At 46.1% G+C, this 17017-nt stretch carries 13 protein-coding genes; all 13 read right to left on the reverse strand.

All coding sequences use genetic code 11. The features are described 5' to 3' along the window. Window positions 1-6: 6 nt before the first annotated feature. The 13 genes from H8B21_RS12150 to H8B21_RS12210 all read right to left on the reverse strand — a co-directional run bounded on the left by H8B21_RS12150 (window position 7) and on the right by H8B21_RS12210 (window position 17011). Window positions 7-948: a DUF4886 domain-containing protein gene (locus H8B21_RS12150; protein WP_223815005.1), complete on the reverse strand. Its 942-nt coding sequence runs from the start codon at window positions 946-948 to the stop codon at window positions 7-9. 60 nt (window positions 949-1008) lie between these two features. Next, complete coding sequence (iolB, locus tag H8B21_RS12155; RefSeq protein ID WP_190314065.1) at window positions 1009-1818, reverse strand: 5-deoxy-glucuronate isomerase; 810 nt, start codon at window positions 1816-1818, stop codon at window positions 1009-1011. A 14-nt stretch (window positions 1819-1832) separates the two neighbouring features. Further along, window positions 1833-2948, reverse strand: coding sequence for a (Fe-S)-binding protein (locus H8B21_RS12160; protein ID WP_190314066.1), 1116 nt, complete (start codon window positions 2946-2948; stop codon window positions 1833-1835). 28 nt (window positions 2949-2976) lie between these two features. Further along, window positions 2977-4431, reverse strand: coding sequence for an FAD-binding oxidoreductase (locus H8B21_RS12165; RefSeq protein ID WP_190314067.1), 1455 nt, complete (start codon window positions 4429-4431; stop codon window positions 2977-2979). A 9-nt stretch (window positions 4432-4440) separates the two neighbouring features. After that, window positions 4441-5964, reverse strand: a complete 1524-nt coding sequence (gene xylB / locus H8B21_RS12170; RefSeq protein WP_190314068.1) for a xylulokinase — start codon at window positions 5962-5964, stop codon at window positions 4441-4443. A gap of 1 nt (window position 5965) precedes the next feature. Further along, complete coding sequence (locus H8B21_RS12175) at window positions 5966-8596, reverse strand: hypothetical protein (protein ID WP_190314069.1); 2631 nt, start codon at window positions 8594-8596, stop codon at window positions 5966-5968. Between the two features lie 9 nt (window positions 8597-8605). Next, complete coding sequence (locus H8B21_RS12180) at window positions 8606-9703, reverse strand: lactonase family protein (RefSeq protein WP_190314070.1); 1098 nt, start codon at window positions 9701-9703, stop codon at window positions 8606-8608. 11 nt (window positions 9704-9714) lie between these two features. Continuing rightward, a complete protein-coding gene (locus tag H8B21_RS12185; protein WP_190314071.1) occupies window positions 9715-11175 on the reverse strand; it encodes a sialate O-acetylesterase in 1461 nt (486 codons plus the stop codon). 14 nt (window positions 11176-11189) lie between these two features. Beyond that, entirely contained in the window at window positions 11190-12107 is a 918-nt protein-coding gene (locus H8B21_RS12190; RefSeq protein ID WP_190314072.1) for a dihydrodipicolinate synthase family protein, read from the reverse strand. Window positions 12108-12114: 7 nt separating this feature from the next. Beyond that, on the reverse strand, window positions 12115-13653 hold the full coding sequence (locus H8B21_RS12195; protein ID WP_190314073.1) for a sodium:solute symporter family transporter: 1539 nt from the start codon (window positions 13651-13653) through the stop codon (window positions 12115-12117). Then, complete coding sequence (locus tag H8B21_RS12200; protein WP_190314074.1) at window positions 13643-14824, reverse strand: mandelate racemase/muconate lactonizing enzyme family protein; 1182 nt, start codon at window positions 14822-14824, stop codon at window positions 13643-13645. Before H8B21_RS12200 ends, H8B21_RS12195 begins: the two co-directional genes overlap by 11 nt. 64 nt (window positions 14825-14888) lie before the next feature. Then, entirely contained in the window at window positions 14889-15656 is a 768-nt protein-coding gene (locus H8B21_RS12205; RefSeq protein WP_190314075.1) for an SDR family NAD(P)-dependent oxidoreductase, read from the reverse strand. Window positions 15657-15673: 17 nt separating this feature from the next. Continuing rightward, complete coding sequence (locus H8B21_RS12210; RefSeq protein ID WP_190314076.1) at window positions 15674-17011, reverse strand: glycoside hydrolase; 1338 nt, start codon at window positions 17009-17011, stop codon at window positions 15674-15676. Window positions 17012-17017: the final 6 nt, after the last annotated feature.

Below are 17017 nucleotides of genomic sequence, written 5' to 3' on the forward strand. Positions count from 1 at the left end.
ACTTGTTTACTTTTTGTAGTGTGCCAGCTCCGTAATTTTATAAGGATTTAACACAGCGGCGTGTGCTGCCTGTTGCGCTATTTCTACTTCATTAGCTGATGATGCTTCTGGTTTGAATGTATTTCCAATTACACTTTTTCCTGAGATAACCTCAAACCACGTAGCCGCGGCAGTGTACCTGCCAATATTAACGTCAAGATGAAACCCATCCCTACAAAAGTTATCTCCAATTACACTCGTTCTTCCGTTTTGAATTGCCGTACCAGATGGAACAACGATATCAATAGGGACTAACTCTTTGACCCTTTTCGACACTTCTACGATTGCATGGTACATTTCCAGTTGATTACGATTGTACTGCTTAAAGCCACCATGGGTAGTATTCTGTGCATAGGCCCATGTTTGGTGAAAGACAAATTTGGTTTCCTTTCCCTGTAGCTTTTCTTGTACATAACTATACAACATAGGCAGGGGCTCTATAAACGTCTCGAATCTACCTGCGTTCTGGCTGACTTGTTGAAAACTCACAAAGTCCCAGTCTTGATCTGACAGTGCTTCGCTTATGGTAACATTGCTCCGGGATTCCCTTTTCCCCTCAGCATTGATTTTCCTATAGGCATAGACAGCCTTATCGTTGCTCGCATTGTCCCAATGTAGGGCCAAAGAAGCACCCCCTATAGACAAATTGCCAATTACTATGGGAATACCAGCCGCTCGAGCCAGTCCGCTCAGATAAAATTCAAGTGCGTCTTGGGAAAAGCTATTCCCGATGGCTAGCACCTTTATGGTATCTGCCGTTATATTTTCTATCCCCGGCAGATTTTGCTTTTTTGGACAGGCCACACTAGAAAAAAGGCTCATGCTTAATACGCATACTGCAATGGTAGATTTTCCTATCATTGCTATCCGTTGTAGCCGTCCAACCACAGTGTGTCGATTGGTTATCATATATCTTTCTTTTATATTGTGTTATTCAAAGACAACATGCTTAAATTCTGGAATTTTTATTTATCTGGATTTCAAAAAATGGTCGTATTGAGCTACCCAGCGATATTGATCCTGCGGTCTGGCAATAAATAGCCGCTTCTCTCCGGCCATGAACCACAGCATATACAGCGCATCAACGGGAGACGATGCTACTGGATGATATCCGTCTGGAATAAGGACGGTATCCTTATTTCGAAGTAGATACGCTTCATCTCTTGAGCGATCATCGGTATAGCCTAATTGGATTCCAAATCCTTCTTTAGGCTGGAACCGGAAGTGGTATACCTCCTCCATGTCTACTTCATTTGGTAAGTCATCCTTATCGTGACGGTGTGGAGGGAAAGCCCACTTTCCGGGAGGTAACAGTGTTTCTCCCAAAAATAAGTGTTGCGACGCCACGTCCTGATCAATGACAAAGTGTGCTTTCCGTTTCCAGTTTCCACTGCCCAATTCTACTTCCTTGACCTCTTCTGGTTTAATGACTCGTGGCAAATGTCTGACGTCTGCCTCGGCCGAACAGATGGCCAGCTCGACATCGCTTACGGCTGTCAATTGATAACCCGTTCTGATGGGCAAATACACAGTCGTAGGCTTTCCTGAAAAAACATCTTTTCTATTACCCAAATCTGTAAACGAAAAATCATCTCCGGAGATATGGCATGATCCCGATAGAATAACAAAGGCCGACTCAAAATTCTCGGTATCTCCAGTGTAAGTTTCGCCCGCCTTGAGTTCCAATAGGTCAAATGCGGACTTTTTCAGTCCACCTTCGCCCAATGAAACAATTTGCTGTCTGCCAGGTCCGGCTTGGTATTTTTTTCTCAGTTCCATTTCCTTTTTAGCTATCAAAATATATCTATATGTTCATTTACAAACTCAACGATATCCACGACCTTGAGGGAAGTCGTTGCCGATATATGTTGTTTTGCCGTGACCGAAAGCACAACGATAATCTCTGCACCTGCCTCTTCTGCTTTTGTGCTGATCTTTTCTCCTAAATCTTTCCCCCGTCCAAAAGCCTTGTCATCAAACGTGAACGCAGCTTCTCCGGTCGATTGCATGTATCCGTGATGCCACTGCATCTCCACAAATTGTACTGGATTAAAAGATTGGATAACAGCCCGAGGTATTTCATACAGACCATTAAATCTTCCGAGAAATTCAGAATCTGCCAATGTCACCGTGAAGTCGACAGGCTTCAAGCGAAGCTTCCCTCCTTGGATAAGACGCAGCAAGTATTCAGATACATGGAGTACTTCTGCTTCAAGCGTGATGCCCCATTGTTCATAGTCATTTTTAAAAGCGTCATAGACAAGTGGGTCCGACACGACGACTGTCCGGCATCCCGTTGCCTGAATGCGATTGATCAGAGCGGATGCTTTTTCTTTCGCGTCATCACGATAGCCTAATAGATCCAGTTCCTTCCCGCTGTTGGGTTCACTCTTCAGCAGTGTATGGTCGACCCCGGCAGTTTGCAGTATTTGTACAAATGCACGGGCTATTTCGGGGTACCTGTAGTCTACACCTTCTCCAAGTAAATAAAGTACGTCTGCTCTTTTCTCTTCCACGGTAGCGGTAAAAGCATGGCTCTTGTCCAGAGCTTGCGTATTGTCATGGACCAATAGGGAATTCCGAATGTCTTGTACGATCTGGGGGGCCAAACCTTGATCCACGATGTCCCTACGGGCAAACTTAACGAGTTCGGGTATATCATATCCTCCGAGTTCCTGTCCCTCGCACCAGCTTTTGCAGGCTCCGCAAAGGAAGCAATTGTACATTGCCTCGACGGTAGACGCTTCAAAAGGCTTTCCTCCTTTATAGACACTATACAGCAACATCGCACGCCCACGAGGTGTGTCTGATTCTTTGTAGTTAATAAATTCAGAGGGGCAAGATTGCCGGCACATTGGGCAGTATCGACATGCCTGTATAGTATTCAGTTCTTTCGCTGTGATGTTCATGATATTATCTCTTTTTATGCTATATGTACTATCCTATTCCGAAACCTAATTTTCCCGGATTCATAATGCCATTGGGGTCCAGTGTGGTTTTGACATTTTTCAACAACTGGAACGCCTCTCCATACAGTTCCGGTGTAAGTCTGCTAAGCTTCAGCCCGATACCATGATGTTCGTTCAGCACGCCTCCGGCTGCCATGGCTGCGCGTAGGGCATCGTTCCATATACTGTTGTGCAGGTAGATGGCTTCGTGTGGATCCTCGGGAGGCGTATCAATGATAAATCGACCATAGAGCATGGCTCCCCACGGAAACCAATGGGAGAAGTGACCGATAAACCGAGCCATGGGATATTGTTTTTCTACGACATCCTTCATGGCATTGTAGACATTCTGGATATCGCTGTAAGATGCTACCGTATCCAAAGTACCGAAGCACTGAGGTAAGCGGTACATATAGGGAGGGAAGAAGAATTTATAGCGATTGTTCCACCACTGTTCTCCAGGATGAGCCCCGAGGTCTTCGCCACCTTCGCTGTCGGCAATCTCCTGGGCATATTTCATTTGGAGGTCGACCATGTCCTTTTTCCCGTCAAAACCATACACCATGTAGGCACCGGTCTTTTCGATACCCAGCACTTTTTTGATGACTTCCTTGGTTTCATTCTCGCTATAGAGACGAATGACCGATGGTTGTAGGTTTTCTGATACCAGTCGTTGTCCTACACGCAATCCTGTTTCAAGATCTTTGAACACGAAAGCCCGAAAGGCCCTTGTCTCCGGCAAACGGTGGATGGTAAGCGTGACCTTAGTGACAATACCCATTGTCCCTTCAGCACCGATGAAAATTTGGTTCAGGTCGGGACCACAGGCCGTCTTCGGAACAGGAAGGGTACGGATGATCTCTCCCGTAGGCAATACAATCTCCATATTGACGATCATGTCCTCTATCTTTCCATATTTCGTGGATAAAACTCCGGTACCGCGGTGCGCTATAAAGCCTCCGACCGTTGCGCAACGAGCAGACCCGGGATCGTGCATGGTCGAAAACCCTTTCTGCTCGAGCTCCCATTCCAAAGTTTGGTGGATAATTCCCGTACCTACCTCCACCGTCATGGATTGTTCATCTATCTTATAGATGGTATCCATACGCTTCGTGTCTAAAATAATCCCACCAAATACCGGAAGAGCTCCACCTTGAGAACCGCTCCCGCCACCCCAGGCCGTTACCGGTATCTTGTAGTTGTTGGCAATTTTGAGGATTTTGGAGACGTCTTCTGCATTTGCCGGATGGACAATAAAATCAGCCATCGGGCGTGTGATGTTGCTGCGATCCTGTCGGTCATGGCACATTTCCGGAAGCCAGAAGTAATCAACAGAATACACTTCTTTGTCCGAATCCCGAACAGAAACATACTCTTTTCCCACAATGTCCCGCAATTCGAACAGGAGCATATCAAACATGTAAGAAGTTTTTGCTATATTCATTTTTCTCTATTATTTATTCATTTCAATGTATAGATTCTGTAATCTATCGTGTATTTCTCTATAATATTTGTACTGTTTTTTGTAGTAATCATGGTTACGGAGATCGGGTGTGAATTCATCCTCAGATCGCACACATCGTTGTACAGCATCCATCAGGTTCTGAAAGATCCCGATACCTACCCCTGCAATTAACGCTGTCCCAAAAGAAGCATCCGTAACCTTCGGCCTACTTACTTTTTTTCCCAAAACGTCAGAAACGATCTGTGACCATAGTCTGCTTTTGGCTCCTCCACCGATGAGTATGAACTCGTCCACAGACAGTCCCATATCATCGGCGAGATGAAAACAGTCTTTTAACGAAAAGGCGACCCCTTCCATGACCGACCGAATAAAATGGCCTTTTTCGTGCGCTATGGTGGCCCCAATAAAACTTGCCCGTAGATTAGCATCCCAATGAGGCGCTCTCTCACCCATCAGGTATGGATGAAATATCAATCCGTCTGATCCGGCCGGTGCTTTTCTAGCCTCCTCCTCCAGAATTTGGTAGACATGCACTCCGGTACGGTCTGCCTCTTCCTGTTCTGCCCTGCAAAATGTATCCCTAAACCAACGCATGCTCGATGCCGCAGTATTCGTTGCAACTGCGGTGTACCACAGCTGAGGAACAACATGTGAATAGGTCAATGTCTTGGAACTGGGCATGGCCTTTGCTGTCATGACATTCAAGTTTCCGGCTGTTGCGAGTTTGACAATACATTGACCAGGTTTGACAGCACCAGCGCCATAATCTTCTGCCGTAACATCGGAGGTGCCACAGACAACAGGGATACCAGCTCTCAACCCCGTAAGTCGGGCGGCCTCTGTGGTAATGGTTCCAGTCACATCGGTTGGATCACAGATCGGAGGAAGAACCTGCATGGGTAAGCCAATCAAGCTACACAACAAGGGAGACCAATTGCTCTCTTCCATATCGAAGAGTAAGGTGCCCTGGGCGTCTATATAATCCGTCTGCCAAGTGCCGGTCAACTGGTACCGCACATAGTCTTTGATAAACATGATCTTATCAATCTTGCCGAAGTTTTCCGGTTCGTTGTTCTTGATCCAAAGCAGTTGCGGCAGTGTCCAGGTAGGAGACACTCTTTGGTAGCCAATTCTAAAGATTTCCTCTCCCCAATGCTCTTCCAGAAAAGAGACCTCTTTGGTGCTCCGTTGGTCCAACCACATGATCGTAGGGCGAATGACTTCCATATCCTTGTCCAGAAGTACGGCGTTGTGCGTAGATGCGTCCAGACTTAATCCAACAATATCGTGGAGGTTGATCACATTTTTTATTTTCGAAAGGCAGGCCAAGAGTGCCGGGAACCAATCCTCGGGATTTTGTTCACTATGGGACAGATACGGATGATAGGTGTGGTAGTCCTGAGAAGCTTCTGCCAAAACAAACCCCTCCGGATTGATGACCGTAATTTTACAACCTCCAGTACCAAAATCTATCCCCAAAAGCAGTGTCTGATCCATATTCGTTTTTCCCATGTTATTTCGATGCTATTTTTATGGTTTTCATCAGGTCTGCACGCCTTGCCTTGCTTTTTGCTTCCGCTTCCTCCCACGCACTGCCCGAGTAGAAACTGACGATGGTATATCCTTCGATCAGCGGTACAGTTACTTTAACCTGCCCTTGCGTGACCTGCACGGAAACATCCACGGTCTGTTCGGGGTTCTCCAGACGAATAAGCTTCGCCCGATCTACCACAAAACCTTTGGGCAATCGCACGCTCCAGGTCGTTTCCTTTGTGGGGTAAAACTTGTCCTCCGGTTCATTGATATTGCCGTTGACGAGATGAAGGGATAGAACTTTGCCTCTTTCGTCCAATTGCAAACTGGACCAGATCTCTTTCGGAGCATCTGTTCGGATAATCTCATGTCCTTCCAATGCCTTAGCGATCAAATTTTGAAAAGTATTGTGAAAATGCTTATAGTCCGTTAGGATGTCGGGAGATACCTTAGTCACCTGTCTTCCCTCGTTAAACACGGAGCTGGAGATCGGTTCCACGTTCTCGTCGTACAAATTTGGAAGTGCTACCGTAATGATATGTCCTCCGCGCTTTTTGAACTGCTGAAGTTGCTTGAGCTGACTTTCTGTGAAGCACTCCACCCCCGTTAGGATCAGCACTTTGTACCGTGACAGCCGTTGCATGGATACAGTGTCGTCTCCCAATAAGGGATGCCACCAACAATTCACTTCATAGGATATGTGCATCTCCTCTAATGCCATGGCAAACGAATAAAACCAAGTCTGGTATTTCTCCGGACTGAGTTCGAAGGCAGCACACCGTTTCCACATCTGTGTGGGGAGGGAGTAAACCAATCCTACATTCGCATATCCATCACACCGGGAGAATAATTGACGATAACGCTGCATAAACCGACATATTGACGCCTCCGTATCGAAGAACCATCCGCTTGGTCCAACCGTTGTCGCCCATGTGAAAGGTATACCATTGTTGGCGAGAGATTGTGCAGATATAAAACGTAATCGGCTTTTGGCAGCCACAGGCGAATGGAAAAGGGCTGAATACTGTAGCCAAACCGGCCTACGGAACTCGCCAGATGCATATCCCAACTTTACCAACATCAATGCTTTTATACGGTCAAACAAGGCAAATTTGGCATCGGTCCCTATGTTACTCTCCGTACACACGACGTCTCCGGCTTGTGAGAGTGCCACGGAAAACGGTTTTTCTCCATTATTCCCATATTGATTGCCCATGACGGCTATGGGATGGTTTGCGGCTTGCTTGATTTTGCTCACTGCATCTTTCCAAAGATTGACCTGTGATACATACTGAAAAAGGAGATAGGCTTTCAGAACAGGATCACGAAGGACAAACTGCTCTTTCTGTGTATCTATTTTTTGTCTTACTCCATCAACGTATTTCAAGATGTCAAAAGATCCTGCATCCTGAATGCCCGTGCGCTTAACTAAGTCCAACGATCTGTTGTTAGCCAGCCATTGTCTAAATTCTTTATTGCACCAGGTACAGAAGCATCCTTTGCCCCAGCCTTGAAATGATGGCATATTGATATTGTCCTGCGTAAATAGGTTGATCTCCGGGCTTATCCGAGTCACCCGATCGATAAAATATTTGCGGTAAGCCGGTGCGCTATGGCACATCTGGTACCCCGGCCAAAGCAAGCTGGTACCGATCTTTTTCCCATCTATATCCCGGGCAATACCGTTGTCTTCAAAACTTGGCAGCATCGGATCGTCTATAGAGACGTGATTGTACTCCTGTTCCCAATTCCCACCACCGACAAAGACCCCCTTGTCAGAAAAGAAACCGTCCCAATTCAGATAAACCCCATTGTGGCCAGCTAATGCATCTGGATGCAACGTATCCATCAACACCTGTCGGTTATCTTTCAGCTTGGCTGTTGTTCGGGACGAATGAAAATAGTTCTGCGGATTCCACCAGGCATAGTCTTCGCGTGACAGGCGAAACTCATCTGCATAGTACAGACAGGGATACCGTTTGACCGAAGTAGCATATACAACACAACGGACTTCACGCAGATCACCACTTGAAAAAGACACAGTTCCCTTTGCCCAGTCACCACGTACGATATCCACTTGTTTTTTTTCGATTACCCGATCTTCCATGTCAAGTACAGCTGCCCACACTTGCATGCTATCTTCTTGCTTAGTCCCAAAATAGGAGCCCCCCGGCACATGGATCAGTACCTCAAAAATGTAGTCCGCATTTGGGTCGACAACAGATGTCAATCCTGCGCCACTATCCGCACCTTCCTGTCGGATTAGCACACCTCCGTTTCCGCGGACATTCCTACTCGTGAGCCAACGAATGATCGCCTGCTTCCATGGCTCAATACCATTTTCAGCAGCGGTATATACACCTGCATTTTGTCCTCCTACAGCGGCGGCTGGCATAGCGACTACCACAAGATCCCTAACCCACTCTGAGGCGGTCTCTTTTAACGGGCTTCCTTTTAATACCGGATCCATCTCCAATCGCTCTTCACCTGAAGAATCTGGTTCCACAGCCCTACCTTTTACCGAAAACGGCAGAACCATACCGGCAAGCATCCCTGCGCCCCATTGCAGGGATTCACGACGTGTTATTCCTTTCTTGTTCTTATTATCCATATAACTTTCTTAATCGATATAAAATTGAATATCCCAAGGCTGAGGGAAATTTACAGGGTGCGCTACCTCTTTCAACTGTCCTGTTATCTGGTCAATACGAAACTGATGGATTTGATCTGAGTCGCGTGCGGATACAAACAGCCATTGCCCCGTAGGATCTATGTTAAAATGTCGGGGATGTATCCCTGTAGAGAGATACTGCACAGGAGAAATAGCTCCAGAAACCTCGTCCCTTTTAAAAACTGCAATCCCGTCAACCGTTCCTTCTCCGTTTGATCGGTTGGTCACGTATACATACTGTTGATTGGGATGTAGTCTAATTTCGGAAGCCATTTGCGTTTCAAAGGTAGCCTCAATCTGATTCGGTAGCGTCGAGATGACCTGCATGGCCTCCAACGACTTCTCCGAATCATTGTATTGATATACGGCAATGGTATTGTCCAATTCGTTGATAATATATACATGCCGTCCGTTATTACTGAAACGCATGATCCGCGGCCCGGCACCGGGTCGGATAGACGTCTGAGGAGGATCTTGCCGTATCAGATCTCCATGAGCCTCGTCCAATCGGAAACGGGTAATCACATCCGTTCCCAGATCACTGACAAACACAGTTTGATCGGTAGGGTGTATGTTGATGCAATGCGGATGGGATTTGGTCTGCCTGATTGGGTTAACTCCCGTACCTTCAAATCGATGTACTTTGCCCGACAGTATCAGCGAACCATCTGCCGAGATCGTTAAAACAGACGCCACCGCTGTAGAAAAGCTCGCTTGAAACAAAAAACGACCATCTTCCGAAATCGTAATAAAAGTAGGCAAACCTGCTCCGATCAGCTGCCTGTTTAGCAATTCCAACATACCTGTATCGGCATCAATAGCATAGGCATCGATGCATCCTTGATTATCCTCCACCTTCCCTTCTACGCCCACGACGTACAGGAGATTCCGCTGTGGGTGTCGCACCATAAGACCTGCCCTTTCCAAATTGGCTACTTTCCGAAAATCGGATAGCCTACCATCTAAAATATCGAACCGACAACAATAGATACCAGGTCCTTCCGAACCGGTGTGTGTACTGACGTATAAAAAATAGTTCTTTTTCATCTATTATATCGTTATCTTTCCCAATCATCTGTCCGGAAAGGCGAGGCCGGCAATCCTTCTTTGTTGTATAAGTTACCCCCCTCCGGATTGCTCGCCCAGGCATATCTGACTGCAACCGGATCTTTTATATCATCGTTCCAAACAAAGACCCGATCTCCCTCAATCTTTGCTGATGCCCAAACGAATTTTTTATCGTTTCCGGCAATAGCAAATCGGGTAAGCTCTCCTCCTTGGGCTATTAATCCACTACCTATATCGGTAAATGACAAAACAATTTTTCCATCCTCTTTTTTCATGGACCGGTACATCGGGCCACTGTGCACCACGCTTTTATCGTTGTATGCGGTCTTTTCGGCCGCTAAAGCAAGTCTCCTTCCCACTTCTTTCTTATTCAAAGGGTGGATATCATTGGCTTCTCCAACATCGATCGCCACTGTCAATGCCGTATTTGGAACTGTCTGGAAAACTTTTAGCTGTGCTTCCCTTATCCATGCCCAGCCCCCTTCCGAAGGATTTTTCTGAGGTGCCATATAATTTGCCAGCTGTACAATCAAAAATGGTATATCACCTTGTTGCCAGTTGTCGCGCCAACCATGTATCAGAGCAGGTAGTAGTGTTGTGTATTCGATCGCTTTGTCTTTCTTCGCATTGGCTTCACCTTGATACCAAGCAATACCTTTCAAAGTATACGGGATTAAAGGATAAATCATAGCATTGAACAACGTTGCAGGTTGGTAATGCACCTTGAAACTGTTGTCATTATTCTGTTCGCTTCTTTCTAATGTTGCCTTTAAATTGACCGTATCACGTAAATAGTTATATTTCTCTGCATAATGCGGAAACTCTCTTAAACCTGCCGGACTTGTCCATGCTTCGGCAGGTGTACCTCCCCAGCTTGAATGAATAATACCGATAGGAACATTATACTTTTCATACAGTGCTTTAGCCATATAATAGCCGACAGCACTGAATTTGAGCACGTTTACAGGATTTGCCTCTTTCCATTGACCGACAGTATTTTCCTGTGGTTCGAAGCTATATTGCTTTTTTACTTGAAATTCGCGAATATGGGGATTAGCTGATTGAGCAATATCGTCGGCTTCTCTTTCGGACAGGCTAGACATGGCAAGGGTCATATTACTCTGTCCGGAACACAACCAAACATCTCCAAAGAGAATATCTTTTATGACAATCGATTGATTATCTGTCGTTATATTGATATCATACGGTCCACCGGCTTGCATTGCATCTAGCGTTACGAACCATTTTGTATCCTTATCGGGGGTGGTTTTGTATATTTTACCATTAAACGACACGGCTACTTCTTTGCCAGACAAATTCCAACCCCAGATTTTTACGGGTTGATCTCTTTGCAACACCATACCGCTACTGACCAAAGCCGGTAACCTGAGTTGGGCAGAGGAAATGAATCCAGTAAAAAGTAAAATGAAAAATAAAATTCCTTTTTGCATAATGAAATTGTATATCAGTTGATGGATTGTCTATTGTTTACGTACAGTGCGATCCTCTCTGAAACTCTTCTTCCGGCATCTTCATCCAAATCGTTAAAAGGTTGGGTCATCATGCGCTGACAAATTCCCTGTTGTTCCAGCACATATTTTATGACCTGTATGGATGAAGTCGCACCACAGCCCATCGCATATATAGGTCGGCAATCCGACAGGATACCTTCCAACGCGGAAACCTCCCGAGCATTTTTGCGTTTTATAGCTGCATAAAAATCTGACAATAGCTTCGGAAAGATATTTGCCCCGCCCAACACACCACCATCCGCTCCAGCTTCCATCGACTGGGCTAACAATTCTTCGGTACCGGTCAACAACGTCCAGTCCGGACGTTGTTTCGTCACGTGGAGTACATCCTTAAAATATTCCCAATCTTTCGAGCTATCCTTAAATCCTATGACTCCTTTTTCATCCATCAAGTGCTTTATCGCTTCCGTTTCAAAGACGGTCTTAGTCAACCGAGGAATGTTGTACAGTATGACCGGCAAAGGAGAATGACGGATGACATAGCGGACATAGGTCACGAGCTCTTTCTGTGTGTAGGGGAAATATGGAGGTGGTGCCAAAACCACGGCATCTGCACCGTTGTCGGCAGCTATGCGGCTCCATTTGATGCTTTCCTCCGGGGAGGTATCTGTGATACCTATCAGGTTTTTTGTCCTGCCACGGAGAAAATGATTCGTATATACGATAACTTCGTTCTTCACCTCGTTGCTTAAACCTGGGCCTTCTCCAGTCGTTCCCAATACAAACAACGAATCCACCCCTCCGTCCACCACGTAGTCAATCAGACGTTCCAATCCCTCTTTGTCCACGGTAGCACGATCCTTTAGTGGCGTGATCAGTGGGACAACAACCCCTTTTATATCTTTCTTCATGTAATTATTACTGATTGTCATCGTTTGTCTCAAACCTTGATTTCCATACAAAACCCGTTGTCTTGTCATCGGACGGTTTAGGCCATAGGTAACTAAAGCACCATCCAATGACATAACAGGTAACGAGTCCGATCACGGCATACCAAAGAAAGGAGATGTCTGTGGCAAACACTACTACGAGCGTTATCAGTGTACTGGACAGCCAACCAATGGTGGCACCCTGTGCATTAGCACGAGCAGACAACATCCCCAATAAAAATAAACCGAGCAGTGGACCGCCCAGCAGACCAAATATCCTGACAGGAGCTTCCAAAAGCGATCCAAATCGGCCTGCCGAAAATGCGACCAGCGTAATGACAATACCGTATACCACTGTCAGCGTGCGGGCATACCGTACCTTTTTCTTTTCGTCGGTTTCCCGTTTAGCGTACGGCTCTATTAAATCGACTAAGGATACCGTCGTCATAGAATTGACCCCCGAAGAAATACTCGACATAGAAGCCGCCGCAATCCCAGCAATGATCAATCCGGCAAAGCCCTTGGGCATTTCGTTAACAACAAAATAGGGCAGGATCTGATCCACATTCCGTACCGCTCCCGAAGACACAGGATCGTATCCCGCTCCCTGATAAAAGGTATAGATCACCAGACCTGTCAGATAGAAGAGAAATGCACATGGAACCCACACGTAGGCTTTAATCCACATGGATTTTTTTGCCGTTTTTATATCCTTGGCAGTCATGTATCGTTGGATTGAGGTCTGATCGGTCGCCAACAGCACCAGATTGTGTACCGAACCACCTAATATAATGCCCCAAACCGTGACCCTAACGGCAGGATCCAAACTGAAATCAAAGGAGATATGGCCTGTTTCCATCCCGGTCGTCCATACCCCGGCCAGTCCTCCTTGTGTTCCGAGTAAGGCTACCACCAAAATGGCGATCAAACCTCCCATCAGAACAATAAACTGCATTACATCTCCCCATATCACTGCTTTCATCCCACCCAACGTGGTATAAAATGTGGTAATGACACCCATGACTAGCACCAGTACCCAAAGTGGGAAGCCTGACACATGCTCCAATGCCAACGCCGGAGCATATATGACCAACGAAGCCCAAAGCAATGTCCTGCTCAGAAAAATCACTGCAATAGTGGTGCGGAGTTTTCCTGTAAACCTGGCTTCGAGATACTGATAGGCACTGAACAGTTTCACACGGTGAAAAAAGGGCATAAACAAAGAGTTGACGATCGGGGTCGTCACGAAAGAAGTGAATGCCAATAAAGAATACCCCATCCCGTTGGAATATACTTCTGCCGGAAATCCTAAAAAGCTAATTCCAGAGAATACACTGACCATCACCGTAATGGCAACGACTAATGATTTCATGCTCTTGCCTGCCATCAGGTATTCCTTGATATCGCGTTGTCCTTTAGAAAAATACAAGCCTATGGCAATGGTAATCAATAGGTACACCACGAAAATACTGTAGTCAACCCATCCCAGATGGTTCGCACTATGTTGTATGATCGTATTATTTTCCATGGCTCAAATCACGCTTAAACCATTCTTTTGCCCCTTCTGGCCTTATTGCGGTCAGATCACCCCTGTAGTGGCGCAAGGGGTGCGGTTTGTAGGGGTATTTCTCTATACCTTCCTCATTGAGTGTGATACCGATGCCGGGCTTGTCCGGAACAATCATTTCTCCCTCTTCGACATAGATATGTTCGTCACTCAATTCCGTTCTCCACGGCACGTCATTGATCATCGTTTCCAACAGGTAGAAATTCGGTGTACTTGCTGCGATATGGAGCGTAACAGCGTTTGTCAAAGATCCCATAGGGTTGTGTGGACAAAAGCCTATACCACTTGCTTCAGCCATGCTCGCAATAGCCCTCATATCTACTATACCGACCTTGCTTGCATCCGGCTGAATGAAGTCTGCATATCCCTGTCGGATGAAATCCATGGCTTGATATTTATTGTATATACGTTCGCCTGTCGCCAGAGGTACGTTCACTTTTCGTCTCAATTCCGGCATGACGTACTGTAGTTCCGGAAACAGAGGTTCTTCGATCCATACCACATTAAACTCTTCCAGGCCATGTGCGATACGCAGTGCACTTGGTAGATTGAAACGTCCATGGCATTCGATCAACAAATCCACGTCTTTGCCAACAGCCTCACGCACGGCCGCGACACAGGCCAGGGAATTATCCATATCCTTTGTACTGATATCTCTGTAGCAACTGCCAAACGGATCCCACTTCAATGCTTTCCATCCATCCTGAACAGCAATCTTTGCCTTAGCGGCAAACTCCTCCGCTGTCTTTGCACCTACAAACCAAGCGTTTGCATAGCACGAGACCCTATCCCGGACTTTTCCACCCAATAGCTGCCATATCGGCTCGCCCAATAACTTTCCCTTTATATCCCATAAAGCCATATCGATACCCGAGAGTGCGCTGCTCAACACAGGGCCTCCTCGCCAGAAAGAATCTCTGTTCAAATCGTGCAATATCTTATCGACATTTCTTGGATCCAATCCCACAAGCTTACGCTCCAGATCCTTGAACATACCCACGATGGCATGTTCAAACTGACCGATGGATGATTCTCCATAGCCACAGATTCCCGCGTCTGTCTCAATCTTGACAAAAGCAAAGTTCGTCCGGTATGCATCGCATAGCCAAGTTGTTATTCCTGTGATTTTCATTAAAATAGTTGTTGTTTTATTATCGTTTTTCTTAACAGCATCGGTAGTTTGATCTCGTGGTATATCACGATAGTACAAATCTGCCACCATTGACGAAGATGGTCTCACCTGTGATGAAACCAGAATCGACAAGAAACAATACGGCCTTCACTACATCGTCTGGTTTCCCGCCACGACCCATAGGCACGGATTGTGCATATTGCGCCATCTTCACTCTTCCCCAACGTTTCTCCATCACTTCAGTCTCTATATAATCGGGAGCAACAATATTGACGGTGATTCCCGATGTCATACCTCGTTTTGCCAAAGAACGGGTCAATCCCTGCAGACCCGATTTTGCGCTACTATAGGCGATCCAGTCATCCTCTGCCTTACCTGCGTACGCCTGTATAGATGAGATATTGACTATACGGCCGAAACCTTGTTCTTTCATATTTTCAAAACAGGCCATCGAACACAGGTAAGCACCCTTTAGGTTGACTGCAAAAATGCGGTCCCACCATTCCTCATGAGGCAAGCTTTCGGGTCGGGGAGGCTCTGCCCTCGCATTGTTGACCAAAATGTCGATATGGCCAAACTCCTTGATTATTCCATCGACCATATTATTTACAGCCACACTGTCAGAAATATCGGCATATTTAGAATATGCCTCGCCACCTGCACGTAACACTTCGGCAACGACTTGATCCGCTCTTCCTGCACCCACATCGTTGACGAAGACAACGTAACCCCGTGCCGCCAGACTCAAAGCCAATGCACGTCCTATTCCCTGTCCTGCACCTGTGACCAGAGCGGTCTGTGACGTTGATTCTCTCTCTTTTTCCTGTAACATCGTTTATCTCGTTAATATCAAAAAGCCAGTGTATTTACAGACTGTGCCTGTAGTTCTATACCACCGTCATTAAGGGTGATCTTTTTGTCTTCCCACAGTTTTCTTTCGGTAGAAGTGACCATTCGTGCTACGGTATCAGGAAGATTTTGCAATCTCACTACCACCGGTTCGTTCTTTAAATTGACCAGTTGCAGAACCAGTTTGCCCTCCTCGTTGAATCCTGCAAGAGGCATGATATCAGGGTCGGAAGCCTGCGCGTCCACAACCTGTACCTTGTTCCAGAAATCAGTTTGATGTCTAGTAATATAGTACACCGGATATTTCGTCTGAGTGTCGGCCGACATGATCTCATAGTTGCTTTGCCATGTCCAGAACATCGAAACTTCTGACTTCGAATACCGAAACACACGATGGGATATCTTGGCAAAACGAAATGCGTAATCCCAATTTTTGTTGTAGTCTTTCGTTTTATGCGCAACGGCGTCGTGTCCCAATTCCGTACACCACACCGGGCGGTTCCATTTTTTTGCCAACTCGGCAATGCGTTCAAATTCTGAATCTGGGAGGTTTTCGGACCACCAACTGTGAAAGCTCAACGGACCGAGATATTCTACAATTTCCGGGTCTGCGGCGATTGCAGTCGCAAAGCCAACAGTAGGTTTTGTCGAAGAAGTGTCTCCCCACAAAAAAATCGTTTTCAGTCCGGCCTTTTTGAACCTTGGCCCGGCCATTTTTATAAACTCGATCGTCTCTTCAGGTGTAAACAGGGTCATATAGCCGCCATTGGATTCGTTGAAGGAAAAATAATCTACATCGATGCCATGTTTTTTCATCTGCACCAGGAAAGCTTCGATCATATCGATGACTTCCGAATAGTGTTCCGGTTTTATCCTTCGCTTATTGTAGGCTTCTGGATTTTCGACCAGTTCATCGGGCACACGCCAGACCGACAAAGTAAAGCTGACTACGCCGTACCTTTCCTTCATTCTTCTCATGGCCTTTACCAACGTAATAACCGCATTCTGTTTGAGAATCCTTTTGCCTTTGTAGATATTGTAATCTACACCCTTAAACTGTAGCGGAATGGCAACACGCACATGGGTAGGCTTAAATTCCTCTAAAGTCTTTTCTCCAACGAGATCCCAGGCATCTCCTTTGTAATTGGCCTGTGGATAATTCCCTCCGATAGAAATGATTTTCTGCCTTTTACTATCCGGCAGAACGGTTACTACCGGATTATTTGAGCTTGTGTCTGTGAACGCCTTTGCCATTACAGAACAGAAATGCCCAGAACCGGAAAGCCATAGGCCAGCCAATAAAAGGGCATATTTTCCCTTTTTCAAAAGTCTTTTCATGATTTT

The sequence above is a fragment of the Sphingobacterium chuzhouense genome, assembly GCF_014692525.1.
GTDB classification, from domain to species: domain Bacteria; phylum Bacteroidota; class Bacteroidia; order Sphingobacteriales; family Sphingobacteriaceae; genus Sphingobacterium; species Sphingobacterium chuzhouense.